The following is a 21,362-nucleotide window of genomic DNA, read 5'->3' on the forward strand; positions in this document are numbered from 1 at the left end:
CCAGAGCCAAGCAGAACAACGGCTTACAGTTCTCGCGACTCCTGGACTCCCGCTTTCGCGGGAGAACATTCAGGGTTTCACAGAGACCATGCCTGCGCAAGGATGACGGTGTGGAGGAGAGCGCCCCCCCGATCAATGCCGGAAGTGCCGCACCCCGGTGAACACCATTGCAAGCCTAGCGGCATCCGCCGCAGCGATCACCTCGTCGTCGCGGATAGAGCCGCCCGGCTGGATCACCGCGGTCGCCCCCGCCTCGACCGCCGCCATCAGGCCATCGGCGAACGGGAAGAACGCATCCGACGCGACCGCCGAGCCGATCGTGCGCGGCTCCCCCCAGCCTGCCTTGTCCGCGGCGTCCTTCGCCTTCCATGCCGCGATCCGCGCGGATTCGAGCCGGTTCATCTGCCCTGCGCCGATCCCGGCGGTGCTGCCGCCCTTGGCATAGACGATCGCGTTCGACTTGACGTGCTTGGCCACGGTCCAGGCGAAGCGGCAGTCGGCGAGCTCCTGCTCGGTCGGCGCGCGCTTGGTGACGACCGTCATCTCGGGGTTGGACTCGCCATCGCGGCTCTGCACCAGCCAGCCGCCGGTGATCGCCTTGGCGAGCAGACCCGCCCGCGCCGGATCGGGGAGTTCGCCGGTCAGCAGCAAGCGCAGGTTCTTCTTCGCGGCGAAGATCGCGAGCGCCTCGTCATCCGCGTCGGGCGCGACCACGACCTCGGTGAAGATCCCCGCGATCGCGCGCGCGGTCGCGCCGTCGACCGGACGGTTGAGCGCGATGATCCCGCCAAACGCCGACACCGTATCGCACGCGAACGCAGCATCATACGCCGCTTCGAGCGTCTCGCCGGTCGCGACGCCGCACGGGTTGGCGTGCTTGACGATCACGCAGGTCGGTGCGGCATCGCGATATTCGCTGATCAGGTCGAGCGCGGCGTCGGCGTCGTTGAGGTTGTTGTAGCTGAGCTCCTTGCCCTGCACCTGCCGCGCCTGGCCGATACCACGCGGCGCAGTGCCGCCCGCGGTGTAGAACGCCGCCGACTGGTGCGGATTCTCGCCGTAGCGGAGCGACTGCCCGCGCTGGAGCGTGATCGCGAGCGTCTGGGGGAAGGCTTCGCCCTGATCGACCTGGCCGAACCACGTCGCGATCATCCCGTCATACGCGGCGGTCGCGGCATAGGCCTTGGCGGCGAACTTGCGGCGATCCGCCAGCGTCGTGCTGCCGCCCGCAACCAGCGCATAATCCGCCGGATCGGTGACGATCGCGACGAACGCGTGGTTCTTTGCCGCCGAGCGCACCATCGACGGACCGCCGATGTCGATATTCTCGATGATCTCGTCGCGCTCCGCCCCCTTGGCGACGGTCGCCTCGAACGGATAGAGGTTGACCACGACCAGATCGATCGCGCCGATCCCGTGTTCCTCCATCGAGGCGACATGCGCCGCATCGTCGCGCACCGCGAGCAGCCCGCCGTGGACCACCGGGTGGAGCGTCTTGACGCGGCCGTCCATCATCTCGGGGAAACCGGTCAGGTCCGAAATGTCGCGCACCTCCAGCCCCGCATCGCGCAGCGCCTTGGCAGTGCCCCCGGTCGCGACGAGCTCGACGCCATTCTGCGCCAGCCCCTGCGCCAGTTCGACGATGCCGGTCTTGTCGGAGACTGACAACAGCGCGCGGCGGATCGGGATGGTGGTCATGGGGAGGCTCCAGCGGGAAAGAGGGCGAAATGTCGCGCACCCCCTGCCCGCTCGGGCCGTCAAATTCAATGCGCGCGCTTGAGCACCCAGCCGACATTCGCGCCGCCCGCGGGCGCCTCGCCCGTCACGACGAGCTGCATCGTCGCATGTGGACGCCCCTCGGCATCGATCCACAGGCTGTCCTCGAACGCGAGTGCCCCGCCGCGGCAACGGAATTGCCACAGCCCACCGCCGGGCAACCGCAACAGCGCCGCCATCCCGTCCGCGGTCGGCGACACCTGGATGCCGAGCCCCAGGTGAAAGCGGATCGCGAACGTCGACGGCTGGACCTTGCGGCGCTTGGGCGCGGGGAGCAGCACGTCTTCCCCACGGATTTCCTTGCCGTCGTTGGTCATCACCAGCTGGCGGCGGTGGATCAGTCCGAAGCGGCGGGCATAGCCGTCGTGGCTTGCCTCGATCCGGCTCGACGCCTCGCTTTCCTGCCGGACCAGCTCGACCTCCGCGACGCCGCGCCCGAGCGTGCCGTCGGCATGGATCGCGGTCGAATTGCTGTCGCCGACGACCAGCGTCGAATGCGCGGCGGTGGTGCGCAAGCCTTCCGCCAGATCGGCGGGAAGCTGCGCGATCCCGGCGCGCGCGCCACCACAATTGACGATGATCCGGTTGCGCCCGTCGGACAGCTCGAACGCGAGCGTCGAGGCGCAGCCGCCTTCGACCAGCCGCGCGACCGGTGGCGGCGCGCCGTCGAGGATCAGCACCGCCGACCCCGCCGCCAGCCGCTGATACCCCCAGTCACGTGCCTGCCGCAGCGGGCGCGTGCGCACCCCGCTCGCTTCGATCACCTGCGCGAGCGCGTCGACGCCATAAGGCGCGCACCCCTGCCAGCTGCTGAGGTCACGGTCGGTATGGCAGATACCCAGCAACGCGGGCATCAGCTTGCCAAGCGTCTCGCCGAGGAACGCCGGCGGTTCGAGCCGGCGCGCGTCATAGACGTCGCGCAAGCAGGTCAGCAGCATGATGAGATCGACCTGCGCGACCGGCGAGCGCGCGACGTTGCCGCCATCCTCGTAGATCGATGCCTGCAGCCCGCGCAGCAACGCCGCCTCGACCGCGGACTGGCGCGGATCGCCGCCGGGGATCAGCAGGGTCGCCGCGACCACTCCGCACAGCGCGGCCACGCGGGGCGCGCCCTGTGGTGCCTTGTCCGCGCCCCGGTCGATATGCCGCGCACCGCGCGCGAGCGTGTTGAGGACGCGGCTGCGATAGACCAGATCCGCCGACGACAGGATCAGCGGCGCATGCGCGGTCCACGCGAGGATGCGGCGGCCCCACAGGTCCGCGCGCCACGCCGGTTCGCTAACGGTGTCCGCGTGCTGCACGAGCCACAGCCGCATCAGATGTTCGGCGATCGGCGTCGCTTGCGCGCGCGTCGCGACGGTCGACAGGTCGCGCAGCCATGCGAAACTGTGGAGATAGTCCGCATAGCCCTTCGAGAAATTGGGCCTCGCCAGTTCGAGCGTCTCGATGTCGTACGCTTCGCCGCGAAATGTCAGCATCCCCGCGAGCAGTGCGTGCCCGCGCTTGACGTCCCCGAGGAACGGATCGTCGGGGACCGCGATCAGCTTGAGCGGATGCCGCCCCTTGAGCCGCAACCCGTGGATCGGGGTGCGCCACGTCAGCCGGTGGAAATGTTCCGATAGACGTTCGGCCAATGACAAGCCCTTGTCCCCGCCAAGCCGGATCAGCCGCTTGCCCTCATCGATTCCATCCCTGGCGTCGAGCTCGGGGGTCGGCCGATCGCGCATTCAGCCGCGCAGGCCGGAGATGTTGGCGGCATAGGCATCGGGCCCGCCGCGGAAGGTCGCGGTGCCCGCGACCAGCGCATCCGCCCCTGCCGCAATCGCGCGCGGCGCGGTGCCATGGTCGATCCCGCCATCGACCTCGAGATCGATAGCGTAGCCGCCGTGGTCGATCATCTTGCGGATGCTCTCGATCTTGCGGAGCGAACTCTCGATGAACGCCTGCCCGCCGAAGCCCGGATTGACGCTCATCACCAGCACGAGGTCAGCCATGTCGAGCAGATAATCGAGCGCCTTCGCCGGGGTCTGCGGGGTGACCACGACACCCGCACGCTTGCCGAGGCTGCGGATGTGCTGGAGGCTGCGATGCGTGTGCGGCCCCGCCTCGACATGAATGCTGATCGTGTCCGCGCCCGCTTCCGCAAACGCCTCGAGATAGGCGTCGACCGGCGCGATCATCAGGTGGACGTCGAGCGGCTTGGCGGTGTGCGGGCGGATCGCCTTCACCACGCCCGGCCCGATCGAGATGTTGGGGACGAAATGCCCGTCCATCACATCGACATGGATCCAGTCCGCGCCGGCGGCGTCGATCGCGCGGACCTCCTCGCCGAGCTTGGCGAAATCGGCCGAGAGGATGGACGGGGCGATGCGGACGGGGCGCTGGGACATGATGCGCTCAGCCTCTAGCACGCCGGGGATACGGGACAAGCGCCGCGATCATCGCGCCAGCTTTCGCGCGGGGCGGTTGCTCGCGGTGAAACGAGCGACCCGTTCCCGCGCTTCCCCGGCGAAGGCCGGGGCCCAGTCGCGGAACGGAAGAATGCTGGCCGCTGCGCTCGGTTGTCAAAACCTCCGCAACTGGGCCCCGGCCTTCGCCGGGGAAGTATCTGAAAGTTCAGCCCTGCCAATGGGACATGATACTTGAAGCCTGAAGCACGCCAGGGATTCCGGACAAGCGGGCAATGATCGCTCCAGCTCCTACCCGCGGCGGTTACCCGCGGTGAAACGAGCGACCTGTTCCCGCGCTTCCCCGGCGAAGGCCGGGGCCCAGTCGCGGAACGGAAGAATGCCGGCCGCTGCGCTCGGTTGGCAAAACCTCCGCAACTGGGCCCCGGCCTTCGCCGGGGAAGTATCGTGGTGTCAGCCCTGCCAATGGGACATGATGCATGAAACCTGTAGCGCCGGAGATTTGGGACTAGCGCCGCGATCATCCCTTCAGCTTCTACCCGCAGCGGTTGCCCGCGGTGAAACGAGCGACCCGTTCCCGCGCTTCCCCGGCGAAGGCCGGGGCCCAGTCGCGGAACCGAAGAATGCTGGCCGCTGCGCTCGGTTGTCAAAACCTCCGCAACTGGGCCCCGGCCTTCGCCGGGGAAGCACCGTGGTGTCAGCCCTGTCGCTGCCAGCGCGCGATGAAGAAGCCGTCGTTGCCGCCGGGCTTGACCATCCCGGGCAAGGTCCGCACGCATCCCATTGCGTCGGGCACGATCCCTGGGGGGAGTTCCTCCACCCCGACCGGCACCAGCGCGAAGTCGGGCCTTGCCGCCGCAAAGCGTTCGCGCTGCTTCTCGCCCTCGGCGGGTTCGAGCGAGCAGGTTGCGAAGACGAGCGTCCCGCCCGGCCTGACCCATTCCGCCGCGCGTGTCAGCAAGCTCGTCTGCAACGCCGCGAGATCGGTGATCTGCGATGGCCGCACCCGGTGGAGCACGTCGGGGTGGCGGCGGAAGATCCCGGTCGCGCTGCACGGCGCATCGAGCAGCACCGCATCAACCGGCGCGGGCGGCGTCCATTCGAGTACGTCCGCCTCGACGATGTCCGCGGACAGACCGGTCCGCTCGAGATTGTCGCGAAGTCGCGCGAGACGACTTTCCGACGCATCGACCGACGTCACGCGCCAGCCTGCGCTTGCCAGCTGCATCGTCTTGCCGCCAGGCGCAGCGCACAGGTCGAGCGCAGTCCCGGTTCCATTTCCCAACAGCCGCGCGGGGAGCGACGCGGCGATATCCTGCACCCACCAGCGGCCGTCCTCGAACCCGGGGAGTTCGGGGACATGCGCCGAATCGATCCGGACATGCCCGGGCAGCAGCGAGACGCCGCCCAGTTCCTCGACGAACCGCGCGGTCTCCGCAGGATCGGCAAGCGTGAGGTCGAGCGGCGGGGGGGCCGCCATCGCTTCCTCGGCGGCGTGGATCCCGTCATCCCCCCACGCCGCATGCCAGCGCAGCGCAACCGGATCGGGCAGCGTCGGCAGTTCGGGGAGGTGGTCGCCGTTCCGCGACAACGTCCCGAACACGCCGTGGACGAGCTTGCGCGGGCCGCCATCGACCAGCGGCAGCACGGTCGCGATCGCGGCATGCGACGGCGTGCCGAGCGACAGCGCCTGCGCCAGCGCGATCCGCAAGGCGAAGCGCGCCTTCGAATCGTCGGGCAGCCGCGTCTTGGTCGCCGAGTCGATCAGCGCATCCAGATCGGGCAGCCGCCGCAGCACTTCCGCCGCGATCGCATGCGCCAGCGCGCGGTCATCGGCGCGGTCGATCCCCGCGGTGGCGCGCCCGATCGCGGCTTCGAGCGGCAGACCCTGGCGCAGCACCGCGTCGAGCATCCGGAGCGCGGCGCGGCGTGCAGGCACGCCGGGGGCCTCGACGGGCTCTGGACGGGGCATGTAACGGCGGGGGGGTGGCAAGGTCACGGGCTTGAACTCTACGCAAAGGACCGCCAACTGACGGGGGACGCCTTATCTCATGCGTCTGCAAGGAAGTCCCTCATGGCCGCTCGTCCGCCGCATGTGAAGCCACCTGCCTATCTCAGCAAGAATACGCCGGTCCCCGCGCCCGACCCCAAACCCGAGCCGCGCGACGCGCGCGACCATCTCGGGCTTGATCCGACGCGTTATGGCGACTGGGAGCTCAAGGGCATCGCGATCGATTTCTGAAGAGCGTCGCACCGTGTTCCTGCGAAGGCAGGAACCCAGAGTCCGACAGAACAACGACGATCCTTTCGTGAAACACTAGGCTCCGGCTTTCGCCGGAGCACGGGGTTCAGCAACGGATCGCCGACACTAAACCGCTAGCGCGCCTCGCGCCGCAATGGCCGCGCGAGCAGTGCCTCGATCACCGATCCGACGTCCGCGCCTTCAAGTAAGGCGCAGACCGCTTCGACCACCGGCATCTCGACCCCTATCGCCGCCGCCGCCGCGCGCAGCACCGGCGCGGTCGCAGCACCTTCCGCCACCGTCACGCGGTCCGCGAGCAACTCCTCCGCGCGCCGCCCTTGCCCGAGCCCGACCCCGAGCGAGAAATTGCGCGACGCGGTCGACGAACAGGTCAGCACCAGGTCGCCCAGCCCCGACAGGCCGCTCAACGTCTCCGCCTGCGCGCCGCGCGCCAGCCCGAACCGGACCATCTCGGCAAAGCCGCGCGCGATCAGCGCGGCGCGCGCATTCTGCCCGAGCCCCGCGCCCTCGACCACGCCACACGCGATCGCGAGCACGTTCTTGACCGCGCCACCGATCTCCGCGCCGGTCACGTCGGTCGTCGCATAGGGCCGCAGCGCGGGCCCCGCGAGCCGGTCCGCCAAGGCCGCGCCGAGCGCCTCGTCGGCGCACGCCAGCGTCACCGCGGTCGGTTGCCCCGCGGCGACTTCATGCGCGAAAGTCGGGCCGGACAGCACCGCGATCGGCGCGGCGGGGTGAACCTGCTGCGCGACCTCGCCGACGAGCATCTGCGTTCCCGCCTCGATCCCCTTGGCGCACAACACCAGCGGGGTCGCCCCCACCGCGGTCTCCGCCAGCACCGCGCGGACATGCTGCGCGGGGACGACGACGAGCAGCGCATCGCAGACCGACAGCGCGCCCAGCGATCCGGTAGCGACGATCGTCTCGGGGAGCGTGATCCCGGGCAGGAAACGCGCATTCTGGTGAGTTGCGTTCACCCCCGCGACGACATCCGCCTCGCGTGCCCACAGCAGGACCTCTTCGCCGCCGCGCGCCGCGACTTGTGCGAGCGCGGTGCCCCAGGCGCCGCCGCCGATGACCCCGATCTTCATGCTTTCACGCCCGCGCCACGCACCGCTTCCGCGCCCGGGTCGAGCGGCCAGCGCGGCCGCGCGGCGACATCGAGCGGGTCGGTCAGCCCCGCGGCGAAGCGTTCCGCCCCGGCCCAGCCGATCATCGCGGCGTTGTCGGTACACAGCCACAAAGGGGGTGCCACGAAGCGCAACCCGTGCGCCCCCGCCAGATCGGACAGCGCAGTCCGCACCGCGCCATTCGCGGCGACCCCGCCCGCGACGACCAGCGCAGTCGCATGATGCGCCTGCCCCAGCGCGCGCACCGTTCGGTCGATCAGACAATCGACCACCGCCTGCTGGAACGATGCGGCGATATCCTCGACCGACCACGTTCCCGCCGCCTGCGCGCGCACGACCGCGCTTTTCAGTCCGGCAAAAGAGAAATGCGGCTCGGGCGAGCCTTTCAGCGGGCGCGGCAGCGGGACGATCGCCCGGCCCGCGCGCGCCGCGACCTCGACCGCCGGACCACCGGGGAAGCCGAGCCCCAAAACTTTGGCGGTCTTGTCGAACGCCTCGCCCGCGGCATCGTCGATCGTCGTCGCGAGCCGGCGGTAGCGATTGACCCCCTCGACCAGCAGCAACTGGCAGTGCCCGCCGGACACGAGCAGCAGCAGATACGGAAACGCAAGGTCGGGATCGGACAGTCGCGGGCTGAGCGCATGACCCTCAAGATGATTGACCGCGATCAAAGGCTTGCCCGCGGCATGCGCGAGCGCCTTGCCCGTCACCAGCCCGACTATCACGCCGCCGATCAACCCCGGCCCCGCAGTCGCGGCAATCGCGTCGACTTCGGCGAGCGTGACGCCGGCATCCGCGAGCGCCGCCTCGATCAGCGGTGCGAGCACCTCGACATGCGCGCGCGCCGCGATTTCGGGAACGACCCCGCCAAACGGGCGATGCGCCGCCTCCTGCCCCGCCAGCCGGTGCGCCAGGACCTGCCGGTCGGACGTGACGAGCGCCGCGGCGGTTTCGTCGCAGCTGGATTCGAGACCGAGAATGAGTGCCATGCGCCATCCCTATCGTCTCGCCGGCCACTTGTCGAAGCCCCCCACTTGTCGAAGGCGAACCCCTTCGTCATGACACATGACGAAGGGATGACGCGTGACACAACCACCGCTCAAGCTAGGAACCCGCGGATCGCCGCTCGCGCTCGTCCAGGCCAATATGGTGCGCGAGGCGCTGTGCGCCGCGCACGCGTGGGATCGTGCGATGGTCGAGATCGTCGTCATCCGGACCACCGGCGACCGGCGCCAGGACGTCGCGCTCGCCGAAATCGGGGGCAAGGCCTTGTGGACCAAGGAGCTCGATCGCGCGCTGCGCGGCGGTGACATCGATTTCGCGGTCCATTCGATGAAGGACGTCGAAACCGGGCGTCCCGCGGAAATCACGATCGCCGCGATGCTCCCGCGCGCAGACGTACGCGACCGGATCATCGGTGCCGAGAGTGTCGCCGCCCTGCGCGACGGCGCGGTGGTCGGGACCAGTTCGCCCCGGCGGGTCGCGCAGTTGAAGCGGCTGCGGCCCGATCTCGTCACGATGCTGTTGCGCGGCAACGTCGACACCCGACTCGCCAAGCTGGCAGCAGGCGAGGTCGACGCGACCTTGCTGGCCTCGGCCGGGCTGGAGCGCCTGGGACGAGTCGAGGTCGGCACCTGCATCCCGATCGAGGTGATGCTTCCCGCCGCCGCGCAGGGCGCGGTCGGCATCGAGGCCCGCACCGAGGACGCTGCGGTCCGCGCGCTTCTCTCCGCCATCGATGATCAGCCGACGCATGCCTGCGTCCTGATCGAACGCGGGCTGCTCGCGGTGCTGCAGGCGGATTGCCATTCGCCGGTCGCCGCCCTCGCGACGCTCGACGGTACGACCGTGACGCTTCGCGCCGAAGTCTTCGCAGAGGATGGCAGTGCGCATGTCGCGGGGACGCTCAGCGGCGCCGTTGGCGATCCACTCCTACCCGCCTTACTGGCGCGGGACCTGCTCGACCGTGCGCCGCCGTCGGTGCGGGGCTTGTTCGCCGGATGACGCGACGGTTGGTGGTCTTGCGCCCCGAGCCGGGCAATGCCGCAACGCGCGCGCGCGCGCGTAGCGCCGGCTTTACCGCGGATGCGCTTGCGTTCTTCGTCGTCGAGGCGCTGGACTGGACCGCGCCCGACCCGCGCCAATACGACTCGCTCCTTCTCACCAGTGCCAACAGCCTTCGGTTCGGCGGGGCGGAGCTTGCCGCCTTGCGCGCGCTGCCGGTGCTGGCGGTCGGCCAGCATACGGCGGCGGCGGCGCGCGAATACGGGTTTGACGTCGTGGCGACCGGGACCGGGAACGCCGGACAGATCCTCGCCTTGGCCAATCGCTACGGTATCTCCTACGCGCTGCATCTGACCGGGCACGATCGCACGCTCGAGGTCGGTGGCGCGATCGCCTCGCTCATTCCCGTCTATCGAAGCCGGGCACTCGCGATCGATCCAACCGCGCTGGCCTCGCTCTCCGGGGCGACCGCCTTGTTGCATTCCGCCCGCGCGGCACGCCGGATCGGCGAACTCGTCGATGCCGCGGGGATCGACCGCAGCGGGATCGCCCTTGCGGCGTTCAGCCCGGCGATCGCCGCGGCTGCGGGGTCCGGCTGGGCCGATATCGCGGTCGCGGACACGCCCGACGACGCGGCATTGTTCGCTGCCCTTGCGCCGTTACCGGCGACGAGCCGTTGACCGTTCGCGTCAGGACGATGATAAGGCACCGCTATGGACGAAACCGCGCCCACCGTCCCCGAGACCGAATTTCCGGCGCAGGCCCCGGGCCACGCACAGCCTGAACCGATTGTCGAAGCGCCAAAGGCGCGACCCGGGCCGGCCTTTGCGCCCCCACCCTATACACCGCCGCCCCCCATCGTGGCCCGGCGTGGCATGGGGTGGCGCACGGGCGTCGCGCTCGGGCTGATCGCCTTTCTGATCGGCGTCGCCGCGGCGGCGCTGATCATCCCGCGCTTCGGCAAGACCCTTGATGGCAAACAGGTTGCGACGATGACGCTGCCCGTTTCGAACGGACAGCCGCCGGTGGTCATCCTGCCCGGCAAGGTGGGCGCGCCCGCCCCGGCAATCGACCTCGCAGCCCTCACCAACCGCGAAGTGGAACTCGCCGACAAGCTCGAGGACCTCGAGGCGCGGGAAGCGGGGATCGACCGCAATGCGCAGCAATCCGCCGCCTATGCGACACGGAGCGAAGGCCTGATGGTCGCGTTCGCCGCACGGCGTGCACTGGATCGCGGGCTCAACCTCGGGTTCCTGGAACAGCAATTGCGCAATCGGTTCGGCACGACGCAGGGCGTGGCGGTTGCCACGATTACCCAGGCGGCACGCAACCCTGTCACGCTCGAGGATCTGCGGGCCGCGCTCGACGGGGTCGCGCCCGAACTCGTCACCGGCGTTGCGAGCAGCGGGTGGCTGCAGAGCCTTGGTCGTGAATTCCGCAATCTCATCGTACTGCGCAAGGCGGGAACGCAGTCGCCACTCCCGGTCGACCGTGTCGCGCGGGCGCAACGGCTGCTGGAGGCCGGACAGGTCGAGGCCGCCCTGGCCGAAGTGTCGCGGACACCGGGGGCCAGCCGGGCAACCCGCTGGACCGATGCGGCCCGCCGCTACATCAACGCGCGTCATGCGCTCGACGCGATCGAAAGTGCGGCGATCCTCAGCCCAGGGGTCGATCCGCAGCCGAATGCCGTGCCGACACCCTCGCCTGCCCCGCCGGCGGCGACCGATCCCGTTCCGAACGACCAGCGCCCGACCGCCGCCGCACCGCAAACCGCGATTTGACGCGACGCGAACACACAACGGGCTGACGCCCTGCAAGCCAGATTCGCACCCCGTCCGGTCTATGGCAGATCCAGGCGACGCCTCGGATCGCCTGGCGCGCGAGTCCGTTAGGGGCGTGGGGCCGGCACGCCGGTTCTTACCCCGAAACCCGCTCGATCAGCGCCATCGCCCCGTGCGGAGCGCGCACTTTCGCGCCGTTGATGAAGAAGACGAACGTGTCGCGCGGGGTTACCGGTGCCGGATCGGCGACATACGGCAAATCCTCCGGCGCGCCACCAGCCGCCCAGGCGTGCGCAGCTTCCGCCCATCGGTCGAGCGCCGGCGGGGCATATCCGGCGGGTTCGTCCTCGACCGCGGCTTCAAGCCGGGCATAGACGAAAGTGCCGCTGACATCCGCGATCGCGGGATAATCGGTCGAATCCGCATAGACGATCGCCACCCCCGCCGCGCGCGCCAAAGCGACGAATTCCGGAACCAGAAAGCTTTCGTGCCGGACCTGGACCGCATGGCGCAATGTGATGCCGTCCTGGCTGGCCGGCAGCAGTTTCAGAAACGCGCCGAAATCCTCCGGGTCGAAACGCTTGGTGGCCATGAACTGCCACAGGATCGGTCCGAGCCGGTCGCCGAGCTCGACAATCCCCTGACTCGTAAAGCGCGCAATGGATTCACCGGCCTCGGCCAAGATCTTGCGATTGGTGCAATAGCGCGATGCCTTGAGCGCGAAAACGAAGCCGTCGGGCACCGCGTTGGCCCAGGCCGCGAAGGTCGCGGGCTTCTGCGAGGAATAATAGGTTCCGTTGACCTCGATCGCGGTCAGTTTCGAGGCGGCATAGTCCAGCTCGCGCTTCTGTGGCCATTTGTCCGGGAAGAACGTCCCGCGCCACGGCCCATAGGTCCAGCCGCCAATGCCGATTCGGATATCGCTGTTGTTCATGCTCGTCACGCTAGCCGACGCATGGCGCGGACGAAACCTCGCACCGGACGTCCCTTGTCCAGAAGGCTGGACCCCCGCTTCACTATTGGTTGCCGTACAGCGCGTTACCGTTAAAGGAGCACGCTCTGACGGAATGCCAAGGATAGCGGAATGCTCGCACACAAGCGCGTCGTGGTGATCGGGCTCGGCTATGTCGGGCTGCCGCTCGCCGTGGCGCTCGCCAAGTCGACCGAAGCCTGGGGCCTGGATGTCGACACCGGGCGGATCGCCGAACTGCAGCGCGGGCATGACCGAACCGGCGAGATCGACGCCGACCGCCTTGCCGTGTCGAGCCTGCGGTTGACGACCGATCCCGCAGCCTGCCCTGACGCCGATTTCTACATCGTCACCGTCCCGACCCCGGTCGATGCCGACAACCGCCCCGATCTGTCGATCGTCATGGCGGCGACGCGCACTGTGGCGAAGATGCTCGTCGCGGGTCGCCGCTCGATCGTGGTGTATGAAAGCACGGTCTATCCCGGCGTCACCGAGGAGATGTGCGGGCCCGAGCTGGAGCGGATCAGCGGGCTCGTATGCGGGACCGATTTCTTCCTCGGCTATTCGCCCGAGCGGATCAACCCGGGCGACCGCGAGCATACCGTCGACCGCATCACCAAGGTGGTGTCGGGCCAGACCCCCGAAGTGCTCGACGCGGTCGCCGACCTCTACGGCCAGGTGACGACCGGGGGCGTGTTCCGCGCCGCCTCGATCAAGGCGGCCGAGGCGGCCAAGGTGATCGAGAATGCGCAGCGTGACATCAACATCGCCTTCGTCAACGAAATCACCCAGATCTTCGCCAGGATGGGCCTGTCGGTGTGGGACGTGCTCGCGGCGGCCGGGACCAAGTGGAACTTCCTCAAGTTCGAGCCCGGGATGGTCGGCGGGCACTGCATCGGGGTCGATCCTTATTATCTCGCGCACCGCGCGACCGAACTCGGCCTGGACCCGCGCATCATCCTCGCCGGGCGCGACATGAACGACGGGATGGCGGACTGGGTCGCGAACGAAGTGCATGCATGGCATGGCGCAGCGGCAGGGCGCGTGCTCGTACTCGGGCTGGCGTTCAAGCAGGACGTGCCGGACCTGCGCAATTCCAAGGTCGCCGATCTGGTCGCGGCGTTCCGCGGGCTCGGCCATGCAGTCGACGTCCATGATCCGCTCGTCTCGGCCGAGGAAGCGCGCCACGAATACGACCTCGACCTGGTCGAGACCCCGGCCGGGCCCTATGATCTGGTCGTGCTGGCGGTGCCGCACCGCGAGCTGGTCGAGGGGTTCGCGCAGTTCGCAGGGCTTCTTGGCAATACGGGTGGGATCGTCGATCTCAAGAACGTCCTGGCCACCACCGGTCAGCTTCCGCGCGACGCCAAAATCTGGACGATGTAAACCACCGGAACACATGGTAATGACAGCGATCTCCGCCCCGTTCCGTATCGCTTGAGGTTGGCTTGTTCCAGAAACTGTTCCGCCGTGTCTCCGCCAATATCGCCGCCGCCCGTGACTTTTCGGGTCCCGATGGACAGCGTGTCTATGCCGTTGGCGATATTCACGGGCGACTGGACCTGCTCGACTCGCTGCTCGGCCAGATCGAGGACGATATTGCGGACCGGCCCGCTCAGACCATCGGGCTGGTGTTTCTTGGCGACCTGATCGATCGCGGCCCCGATTCCGCCGGAGTCATCGCACGGCTCTCCTCGCTCCACGCCTTCCCTGCCAAGGCGCTGTTCCTGCTCGGCAACCACGAGGAAATCCTCTTGCGCGTGCTCGCCGGCGAACCCGGCCTGGCGTATGACTGGCTCGGCTTCGGCGGGGATGCCTGCGCCGAAAGCTATGGCGTCCCGGCTGCGGGACTGCAGGCGATGAGCGAGGAACGGATCGCCGAGGTGCTGACCGCCGCAATTCCCCCGGCGCACGTCGACTTCCTCAAGAGTTTTGGCGACACCTTCCGGTTCGGCGACTATCTCTTCGTCCACGCCGGGATCCGCCCGGGCATTCCGGTCGAGGCACAGCAACCGCAGGACCTGCGCTGGATCCGCGCGCCGTTCCTGAGCGATACGCACGACCACGGCTTTGTCGTGGTCCACGGCCATACGATCAGCGATGGCGTCGAGCGGCGGGCGAATCGAATCGGAATCGATACCGGCGCGTATCGGACCGGGGTTTTGACCGCGCTCGTCGTGGAGGGAAGCGACATCCGCTTTCTGGCAACCGGCAGCACGTCTGTCGGTTGCGAGTGACGGCCCTTGACTATAGAGTCGTGGACTGCATCAGCAGGGATGCGTTTTTGATGCAGGATAAAATTATGATGCGGAACAGGTCGATGTACCGAGCGATGGTGATCGGTCTGGCAGTCCTGCTGGCCGCTTGTGCCAGCGGCCGTGGCGGCAACGTGCCGTATAACGTCAGCAATTTCGGCGCGCCCGACGCGCCAAAGCTCGCGACGGTCGACGACAGTTACAAGCTGGCGCCGCTCGACACGGTGACGGTCGCGGTGTTCCAGGCGCAGGATCTCAGCCGCGATTACGCGGTCGACCAGAGCGGGCGCATCACCATGCCGCTGGTCGGGCGGATCGACGCGGTCGGGCTCAGCACGACCGAGCTCGGCAAGACGATCGAGCAGAAGCTCGGCGAGAAATACATGCGCAACCCCAACGTCACCGTGTCGCTGAAGGAAACTTCCAGCCGCGTCACGGTCGACGGCTCGGTGCGCCAGCCTGGCGTCTTCCCGGCGATCGGGTCGCTGTCGCTGCTGCAGGCGATCGCACTCGCGCGCGGCACCGACGAACTCGCCAACCCGCACCGCGTCGCGATCTTCCGCGTCATCGACGGCAAGAAGATGGCGGCGGCGTTCGACCTGACCAGCATCCGCCGCGGCACGACGCAGGATCCGGCGGTGTACGCCGGGGATACGATCATCGTCGACGGCTCCGGCGTCAAGAAGGCGCAGCGCACCCTGCTCCAGTCCTTGCCGCTTGCTTCCATCTTCATGGCGCTTTGACGCCGCGGTCATAGAGCCGACATAGGGTTACTTTCACATGGCAAGCATCGGGGCCCCAGGTCCTACCAATCTGGCGGTCAATCCGGAGAAGGGCCGCGAACTCGCGCCCGTGCCGCTCGGGGGTGGCTACGGCAGCTACGGCACCGCGCGTGGCGGTCCGGAGCTGTCGCTCGGGCTGTTGTGGCGGATTGCGGTCGAATGGCGCTGGCTGATCCTGGCCGCGATCGGCACCTGCATCGCCGCCGCGGTGCTGATCACGCTGCTCACGCCGCTGAAATATCAATCCACCGCGACGATCGAACTCAATCCGCCGGAAGTCGAGGTGATGACCGACCAGAGCGGCAAGGGGGCGCGGCAGGGCAGCGGCGCGGGTGACGTCAACTTCACCGGCACCCAGCTCAACCTGCTGAAGAGCCAGGCCCTCGCCGAACGCGTGGCGCAGGACCTCAACCTTGCGAGCGACCCTGCCGTCGTCGGTGAAGGGACCGATCGCGCGACCAATACCAAGATCGCGGCGGGCGTGGTGCAATCGGGCACGAAGGTTCGTCTGCTGCCGCAGAGCGATATCGTCAGCATCTCGTTCGTCGCCCGCAGCCCGCAGCTCGCGGCGAAGGTCGTCAACGGGATCACCGACGCCTATATCGCGACCAATCTCGAACGCCGCTATCAGGCGTCGTCCTACGCGCGTGACTTCCTGCAGCGGCAGATCGCCACCACACGGCGGGACCTCGAACGCTCCGAACGGGCGATCGTCGCTTATGCGCAGCAGCAAAATCTGATCAGCACGACCGGCGGTCCCGGTGAGGGCGCCAGCGACACCAACTCGCTGACCGGAAGCACGCTGGTTTCGCTGAACAATGCGCTCGCTACCACGCAGGCACGCCGCATCGCGGCAGAGCAGCGCTATCGGGAAGCCGTCGCCGGGGGCGCGTCGACCGAAGGGAGTGCCAATGCTGCCCCCCTTCGTGGACAGATCGCCACGCTCAATGCGCAATATCAACAGAAGCTGCAGACCTTCCGGCCGGATTACCCGGAAATGGTCGCGCTGCGCGCGCAGATCGATGCGCTCAAGGCCGCCGTCGTCAGCGAGACGCGCACCACCAATGCCGATCGTGCCGGCTCGCTCCGCCAGGACTATCAGGCTGCGCGGGCCGAAGAGGATCGCCTGCGCGCGCAGGTCGCGGGGCTGAGCCATTCGGTGCTCGACCAGCGCGGGCGCCGCATCCGCTACAACATCCTGCAGCGCGACGTGGATACCAATCGCACGCTGTATGACGCGCTGTTGCAGCGCTACAAGGAGATCGGCGTCGCTGGCGGGATCGGAACCGCGGTCGCCTCGGTCGTCGACCGGGGCGTCATTCCAGGCGGCGCGTTCTCGCCCAATCTCTATCTCAATCTCGCGATTGGCGCGGCGCTTGGCCTCGTGCTGGGCATGCTCGCCGCGATCGTGCTCGAGTTCGTCAACGACACGATCAAGATCCCCGACGACGTCCGCAACAAGCTGCAGCTTCCGTTCCTGGGGGGCATTCCCGTCACCAAGGGCGCCAAGCCGGTCGACGACCTCAAGGATCCGCTGTCGCCGCTGACGGAAGCGTATCTGTCGACCGCGTCGGCGCTCCAGTTCGTCTCGGAGGGCGGAGTGCCCAAGACGCTGCTGGTCAGCAGCACGCGCCCCGCCGAGGGCAAGTCGACATCGGCCTGGGCCCTGGCACAGAGCTTCACGCGGCTCGGCAAGCGCGTTCTGATGATCGACGCGGACATGCGCCGCCCGGCCTTCGTGACCGGACGCGAGAATGTCGGCCTGTCGCATCTTCTGACCGACTCGAGCTCGCTCAGCGACCATGTGCTCCAGTCCGACGTCGAGAATCTGTGGATGATGCCCGCCGGCACGATCCCGCCGAGCCCGCCCGAACTGATCGCCTCGCCGCGCTTCGCCGCTCTGCTCGCCGATGCGGCCGCAACCTTCGACATCGTCGTGATCGACGGTCCGCCGGTGCTCGGGCTGGCCGATGCGCCGCTGTTGTCGTCGCTGGTCCAGGCGACGCTGATGGTGATCGAGGCAGGACGCACCCGCACCCGCGCGGCGAGCGAGGCGCAGAACCGCCTGCGCACCGCCGGGGCGCACATGGTCGGCGCGATCCTCACGCGCTACCAGCCGCAGGCGTCCTATGGTTACGGCTATGGCTATGGCTACGGCCAGGAAAAGAGCCAGTATCGCTATGTCGCGGACGACAACAACAAGAAGCGCCGGATCATGCTGAGCGTCCAGAATGACGACTGAGCGTACGAACCGCGTCCGGGGGATCGCCTCCGCGGTGCTGCTCGCGGGCGCGGGGCTGTGGGTGGCCGGGCTGTGCCTGCGCACCGCCGCCGTGCGGATTCTCCCCCCCGAAACGCCGGTCGTGCGTCAGCTCGCGCCGCACAACCCGGACCTCGTGCTCCAGCGCGCGACGCTGGCGCTGGTCAAGCAGCGCGGCATCCTCGATGCGAAGACGCTCGCCGCGGTGCGCCGCGCCGCGCTGGCTGCGCCGCTGGACGCGCGGCCCTATCTGATCCTCGGCCATCAGCAATTGCTGGATGGGCAACCGCAACGCGCGGTCGCGACGCTCGAGGCGGGGCAGCGGCTCGATCCGCGGCAGCGCGTGATCCACCTGCTGCTGCTCGACCGTTATCTGCGGACCGGGCAGTTCGACAAGGCCGCGACCCAGTTCGCTGTGTCCGCGCGGCTGGTCGGGTCTGCGGGGGAACAGATCGCCGCCGCCATGGCGCAGATGAGCCTCGATCCCGCTACCCATGACGCGGTGCGCCAGACGCTCAGAACCGATCCCGGGCTCGAACGCGGGGTGCTGGTGGCGATGGCACGGTCCAAGACCGACCCGTCGACCATCTTCGGTCTCGCCAGCCCGGCCGCGCTGCGCGATGCCGGGACGTCCGACAGCTGGGGTCCCGCGCTGATCGCACGGCTCGCGCAGCAGGATCGCTATGCCGACGCGCGAGCGGTGTGGCAGCGCGTCTATCGCCTGTCCCCGGCGCAAGCCGCGACGCCGGTCTTCGACCCGGCGTTCCAGAAGCTTCCAGGATCGGCACCGTTCAACTGGACGCTCGCGAGCGGTACGCTCGGCGCGGCCGACGTGCAGAACCGCGCGCTCAACATCGACTATTACGGGCGCGACAGCGGCGAGCTGGCGAACCAGCTGCTCGTGCTGCGCCCCGGATCCTATCAGTTCGGCGTCACGCTCGAGGGCAGCAAGACCGCGGCCGGATCGTCGCTGGCGTGGACGCTGCAATGCGCGACCGGCAGCAAGGCGCAGCTGCTCAAGCTGGTGCTTGCCGGGACCGGTACCCCGCACCGTGCCGCCGCGCGCTTCACGGTCCCCGCCAATTGCCCCGCGCAGCGGCTGGCGCTGATCGGCGAGGCGGGTGAGTTCCCCGTCCCGATCAACGCGACGCTGCGCGATCTCGACCTGCACGCGACGTCGGAAAGCACCTCATGACCCGGCATGCCGTCGTTCCCGCCTATCTGCTCGCCTGCCTGGTGCTGGGGGGTGCCAATGCCGCGGGATTCCTGCCGAACCTGTTGCTCCAGATCGCGGCGCTCCCGCTGATAGGCTGGTCGCTGTGGCAATTGCTGCAGCAAGCCCCCGCCCCTTCGAGCCGTGCGGCGATCGGGCTGCTCGGGCTATTGGTGCTGCTGATGGTGCTTCAGCTGGTCCCGTTGCCGCCAGAGATATGGACGCTGCTGCCCGGGCGCGGCCCGGTCGCGCAAGGCTATCGCCTGCTCGGCCTCCCGTTGCCGTGGCTGCCGCTGACGCTCGCGCCCGAAGGCGCGGTGGCGAACCTCCTGTGGCTGCTGCCGGCGTTTGCGAGCTTTCTCGCGGTCGTGGCCCTGGGGGCGTTTCGCGGGCGCTGGATTGCCGGGGTGCTGGTCGGGGTGACCATGCTGTCGGTCGCGGTCGGCGCGCTCCAGGTCATCGGCGGGTCAGGCAGCGGCCTCTACTTCTACAAGATCACCAATGCCAACCAAGCCGTCGGGTTTTTTGCCAACAGCAACCATACCGCCACGTTGATGCTGGTGTGCATTCCCTTTCTGGCAGCCCTTCAAGCCGCGCTGCTGAAGCGCAGCGGTTCGCGGAGTGGGTCGGCCATCCGGCTGATGGCTGGCGGCGCGTTTGCTATCATCGTCGTCGGACTGGCGATAAACATGTCGCTGGCCGGCATTGGCCTCGGTGTTCCGGTCGCCCTTGCCAGTTGGCTCGTCTTCGGGCGGCAGCGTCCGAATATCCGAAAGGCCCTTGTCGTCGCGACGACACTCGTCTCCCTGGCCGCGCTGGCGGTCATCGTCGTCGGGCCGTTCGGCAACAACCTGGTCGGCGTGCAACAGGTCAATGTCGAGCAGTCGCGACAGGTGTCGTTTGCCCGGACGTTGCATGCGGCGCAGAGCTATCTGCCGATCGGATCTGGCGTGGGGAGCTTCCAGCCGGTCTATCATACGCAGGAACCACTTTCAGCGGTCAGCACGACGTACATGAATCACGCCCATAGCGACTGGATCGAGCTGTTGCTCGAGACGGGGGTTGTCGGCATCGCGCTGGCGGTGGCGTTTATGCTGTGGTGGATCCTTCGCGCGCGCACCATCTGGCGGGCCGAAGAGCGCGACTATTTCGCGCAGGCCGCAGTGATCGCCAGCGCCGCCATGCTGCTGCACAGCATGGTCGACTACCCGCTGCGCACTGCGGCGCTGTCGGCGGTATTCGCCATCTGCGTTGGTTTGATGTCCGGCGTACGGCCCTATGTGCGGCGTGCACGCGTCGAGACTACCGCACGGCACCTGAGCCTATAGTCAGGCCGTCGCGGGCCGCTCCGTCGCGCGCGCGATAGCATCGAGATAGCGCGCTTCGACGACGGAGACGTCGAACTCGCGTTCGGCGATCTCGCGGCTTCGACGTCCCATGGCCGCGAGCGCCGCCGGGTCCAGCGCGAGCAATGCCAGCATCGCGTCTGCCAGCAACCGGGCGTCGCGCGGCGCGCACAGGAATGCATTCTCCCCGGCGCGGGCGATCTCCGTGCAGCCGGGGACGTCCGTGGCGATCAGCGGGCGCCCCATCGCCGCCCCTTCCAGCAAGGAGCGCGGCATGCCTTCGCGATAGGAGGGCAGCACCACGGCGGTCGCGCTCGCCAGATAGGGTCGCACGTCGGCAGCCTCGCCGAGATAGCGCAGGATTCCTTCCTCTTCCCAGCGATCGACCATCGCCCGGTCGATCGCCGTGCGGTTCTGCACATCCAGAAAACCGAGCAGCTGGAACTGCGCGTCCGGCCGGGACGCACGGACGATCCGGGCGGCATCGGCGAACTCTACCACCCCCTTGTCGCGCAAGAGGCGCGCGACCATCAGGAAAACGGGATGACTTGGTTGGCCGGCTGGACCGGGGACGAACTGGCCGAGATCGATCCCCGACCCCGGTAGCAGCTTCGCCTTCTCGCGCCGTACCAGGCGTTGCGCAACGAACAGGTCGCAATCGTGCCGGTTCTGGAAGAAGACCGTCGCGGATCGCGCGAGCGCGGTCCGGTACAGCATTTCGACCACGCGCGTCAGCAGCCCGACCTTGATGAAGGCGGTGCCAAGGCCCGAGATGTTGTTGATGACCGGAATCCCCAGCGCGTTCGCCGCCAGCGATCCATAGACGTTGGGCTTGATCGTCCAGCCGAGAAACGCGACCGGCCGGATCCGGCGCAGGATTCGCCAGTATTGCGCCGCCAGCTTCAGGTCGTTGAACGGGGACAGCCCCTTGCTGTCGATCTCGACGGGAATATGGCGCACGCCCATCGCAACGAGCGCGTCGCTATGGGCGTCACGCGGTGCCAGCGCGATGACCTCGAACCCGGCCTGCTGCAACCGAACGATCAGATTGCGACGGAAATTGACGAGGTTCCAGCTCGTATTGATCGACAGAACGATGGGTTGGTTCATCAAAGTGCCAAGATTGAGGACGTTGTCCGGGCGAGCCATATCGGCTAGGCGGCTTTTTGACGAG

At 68.2% G+C, this 21,362-nt stretch carries 18 protein-coding genes; 10 read left to right on the forward strand and 8 right to left on the reverse strand.

All coding sequences use genetic code 11. The features are described 5' to 3' along the window. Positions 1–132: 132 nt before the first annotated feature. The 4 genes from purH to L8G49_RS09965 form a co-directional block, all read right to left on the reverse strand. Positions 133–1,698: a bifunctional phosphoribosylaminoimidazolecarboxamide formyltransferase/IMP cyclohydrolase gene (purH, locus tag L8G49_RS09950; protein WP_242185064.1), complete on the reverse strand. Its 1,566-nt coding sequence runs from the start codon at positions 1,696–1,698 to the stop codon at positions 133–135. A gap of 65 nt (positions 1,699–1,763) precedes the next feature. Next, positions 1,764–3,503: a heparinase II/III family protein gene (locus L8G49_RS09955; protein WP_242185083.1), complete on the reverse strand. Its 1,740-nt coding sequence runs from the start codon at positions 3,501–3,503 to the stop codon at positions 1,764–1,766. Beyond that, entirely contained in the window at positions 3,504–4,166 is a 663-nt protein-coding gene (gene rpe / locus L8G49_RS09960) for a ribulose-phosphate 3-epimerase (protein WP_242185129.1), read from the reverse strand. 715 nt (positions 4,167–4,881) lie between these two features. Then, positions 4,882–6,156 (reverse strand): RsmB/NOP family class I SAM-dependent RNA methyltransferase, encoded by a 1,275-nt coding sequence (locus tag L8G49_RS09965; RefSeq protein ID WP_242185131.1) that lies wholly within the window; start codon positions 6,154–6,156, stop codon positions 4,882–4,884. A 102-nt stretch (positions 6,157–6,258) separates the two neighbouring features. Between L8G49_RS09965 and L8G49_RS09970 the strand changes: the two genes are divergently transcribed. Continuing rightward, the gene (locus L8G49_RS09970; RefSeq protein WP_242137985.1) at positions 6,259–6,426 is read left to right on the forward strand and encodes a DUF1674 domain-containing protein; all 168 of its coding nucleotides are present in this window, start codon (positions 6,259–6,261) and stop codon (positions 6,424–6,426) included. Between the two features lie 134 nt (positions 6,427–6,560). Here L8G49_RS09970 and L8G49_RS09975 read toward each other — a convergent pair whose 3' ends face one another. Both L8G49_RS09975 and tsaD read right to left on the reverse strand, forming a co-directional pair. After that, positions 6,561–7,538, reverse strand: coding sequence for an NAD(P)H-dependent glycerol-3-phosphate dehydrogenase (locus L8G49_RS09975; protein WP_242185134.1), 978 nt, complete (start codon positions 7,536–7,538; stop codon positions 6,561–6,563). Beyond that, positions 7,535–8,566, reverse strand: a complete 1,032-nt coding sequence (tsaD, locus tag L8G49_RS09980; protein WP_242185135.1) for a tRNA (adenosine(37)-N6)-threonylcarbamoyltransferase complex transferase subunit TsaD — start codon at positions 8,564–8,566, stop codon at positions 7,535–7,537. The genes L8G49_RS09975 and tsaD overlap by 4 nt, the downstream gene beginning before the upstream one ends. A gap of 94 nt (positions 8,567–8,660) precedes the next feature. Between tsaD and hemC the strand changes: the two genes are divergently transcribed. The 3 genes from hemC (at position 8,661) to L8G49_RS09995 (ending at position 11,362) form a co-directional block, all read left to right on the forward strand. Continuing rightward, complete coding sequence (hemC, locus tag L8G49_RS09985) at positions 8,661–9,581, forward strand: hydroxymethylbilane synthase (protein WP_242185136.1); 921 nt, start codon at positions 8,661–8,663, stop codon at positions 9,579–9,581. Beyond that, the gene (locus tag L8G49_RS09990; protein ID WP_242185137.1) at positions 9,578–10,261 is read left to right on the forward strand and encodes a uroporphyrinogen-III synthase; all 684 of its coding nucleotides are present in this window, start codon (positions 9,578–9,580) and stop codon (positions 10,259–10,261) included. Before hemC ends, L8G49_RS09990 begins: the two co-directional genes overlap by 4 nt. 180 nt (positions 10,262–10,441) lie before the next feature. Further along, positions 10,442–11,362 (forward strand): hypothetical protein, encoded by a 921-nt coding sequence (locus L8G49_RS09995; protein WP_242185138.1) that lies wholly within the window; start codon positions 10,442–10,444, stop codon positions 11,360–11,362. Positions 11,363–11,498: 136 nt separating this feature from the next. Here the strand turns inward: L8G49_RS09995 and L8G49_RS10000 are convergent, their stop codons facing one another. Further along, positions 11,499–12,296, reverse strand: a complete 798-nt coding sequence (locus L8G49_RS10000) for a DUF72 domain-containing protein (RefSeq protein WP_242185139.1) — start codon at positions 12,294–12,296, stop codon at positions 11,499–11,501. A 150-nt stretch (positions 12,297–12,446) separates the two neighbouring features. Between L8G49_RS10000 and L8G49_RS10005 the strand changes: the two genes are divergently transcribed. The 6 genes from L8G49_RS10005 to L8G49_RS10030 all read left to right on the forward strand — a co-directional run bounded on the left by L8G49_RS10005 (position 12,447) and on the right by L8G49_RS10030 (position 20,170). After that, a complete protein-coding gene (locus tag L8G49_RS10005) occupies positions 12,447–13,718 on the forward strand; it encodes a nucleotide sugar dehydrogenase (RefSeq protein ID WP_242185140.1) in 1,272 nt (423 codons plus the stop codon). A 62-nt stretch (positions 13,719–13,780) separates the two neighbouring features. Then, positions 13,781–14,569 (forward strand): metallophosphoesterase family protein, encoded by a 789-nt coding sequence (locus L8G49_RS10010; protein ID WP_242185141.1) that lies wholly within the window; start codon positions 13,781–13,783, stop codon positions 14,567–14,569. 65 nt (positions 14,570–14,634) lie between these two features. Beyond that, positions 14,635–15,330 (forward strand): polysaccharide biosynthesis/export family protein, encoded by a 696-nt coding sequence (locus tag L8G49_RS10015; protein ID WP_242137994.1) that lies wholly within the window; start codon positions 14,635–14,637, stop codon positions 15,328–15,330. A 37-nt stretch (positions 15,331–15,367) separates the two neighbouring features. Next, on the forward strand, positions 15,368–17,611 hold the full coding sequence (locus L8G49_RS10020) for a polysaccharide biosynthesis tyrosine autokinase (RefSeq protein ID WP_242137995.1): 2,244 nt from the start codon (positions 15,368–15,370) through the stop codon (positions 17,609–17,611). Continuing rightward, positions 17,601–18,824 (forward strand): hypothetical protein, encoded by a 1,224-nt coding sequence (locus L8G49_RS10025; protein WP_242185143.1) that lies wholly within the window; start codon positions 17,601–17,603, stop codon positions 18,822–18,824. Before L8G49_RS10020 ends, L8G49_RS10025 begins: the two co-directional genes overlap by 11 nt. After that, positions 18,821–20,170 (forward strand): O-antigen ligase family protein, encoded by a 1,350-nt coding sequence (locus L8G49_RS10030; RefSeq protein ID WP_242185145.1) that lies wholly within the window; start codon positions 18,821–18,823, stop codon positions 20,168–20,170. The genes L8G49_RS10025 and L8G49_RS10030 overlap by 4 nt, the downstream gene beginning before the upstream one ends. On the opposite strand, the gene L8G49_RS10035 is transcribed toward L8G49_RS10030, so the two are convergent. Beyond that, positions 20,171–21,298 carry a glycosyltransferase family 4 protein gene (locus tag L8G49_RS10035; protein WP_242185151.1) on the reverse strand — a complete coding sequence of 376 codons (1,128 nt, stop codon included), beginning with the start codon at positions 21,296–21,298 and terminating at the stop codon, positions 20,171–20,173. Positions 21,299–21,362 lie beyond the last annotated feature (64 nt).

The sequence above is a fragment of the Sphingomonas sp. CARO-RG-8B-R24-01 genome (genome assembly GCF_022662295.1).
Classification (GTDB): domain Bacteria; phylum Pseudomonadota; class Alphaproteobacteria; order Sphingomonadales; family Sphingomonadaceae; genus Sphingomonas.

Bases quoted from the DNA above. Each gene is read 5' to 3' on its own strand.
- purH (WP_242185064.1), bottom strand. From the start codon at position 1,698: ATGACCACCATCCCGATCCGCCGCGCGCTGTTGTCAGTCTCCGACAAG.
- L8G49_RS09955 (WP_242185083.1), bottom strand. From the start codon at position 3,503: ATGCGCGATCGGCCGACCCCCGAGCTCGACGCCAGGGATGGAATCGAT.
- rpe (WP_242185129.1), bottom strand. From the start codon at position 4,166: ATGTCCCAGCGCCCCGTCCGCATCGCCCCGTCCATCCTCTCGGCCGAT.
- L8G49_RS09965 (WP_242185131.1), bottom strand. From the start codon at position 6,156: ATGCCCCGTCCAGAGCCCGTCGAGGCCCCCGGCGTGCCTGCACGCCGC.
- L8G49_RS09970 (WP_242137985.1), top strand. From the start codon at position 6,259: ATGGCCGCTCGTCCGCCGCATGTGAAGCCACCTGCCTATCTCAGCAAG.
- L8G49_RS09975 (WP_242185134.1), bottom strand. From the start codon at position 7,538: ATGAAGATCGGGGTCATCGGCGGCGGCGCCTGGGGCACCGCGCTCGCA.
- tsaD (WP_242185135.1), bottom strand. From the start codon at position 8,566: ATGGCACTCATTCTCGGTCTCGAATCCAGCTGCGACGAAACCGCCGCG.
- L8G49_RS09990 (WP_242185137.1), top strand. From the start codon at position 9,578: ATGACGCGACGGTTGGTGGTCTTGCGCCCCGAGCCGGGCAATGCCGCA.
- L8G49_RS10000 (WP_242185139.1), bottom strand. From the start codon at position 12,296: ATGAACAACAGCGATATCCGAATCGGCATTGGCGGCTGGACCTATGGG.
- L8G49_RS10005 (WP_242185140.1), top strand. From the start codon at position 12,447: ATGCTCGCACACAAGCGCGTCGTGGTGATCGGGCTCGGCTATGTCGGG.
- L8G49_RS10015 (WP_242137994.1), top strand. From the start codon at position 14,635: ATGATGCGGAACAGGTCGATGTACCGAGCGATGGTGATCGGTCTGGCA.
- L8G49_RS10020 (WP_242137995.1), top strand. From the start codon at position 15,368: ATGGCAAGCATCGGGGCCCCAGGTCCTACCAATCTGGCGGTCAATCCG.
- L8G49_RS10025 (WP_242185143.1), top strand. From the start codon at position 17,601: ATGACGACTGAGCGTACGAACCGCGTCCGGGGGATCGCCTCCGCGGTG.
- L8G49_RS10030 (WP_242185145.1), top strand. From the start codon at position 18,821: ATGACCCGGCATGCCGTCGTTCCCGCCTATCTGCTCGCCTGCCTGGTG.
- L8G49_RS10035 (WP_242185151.1), bottom strand. From the start codon at position 21,298: ATGAACCAACCCATCGTTCTGTCGATCAATACGAGCTGGAACCTCGTC.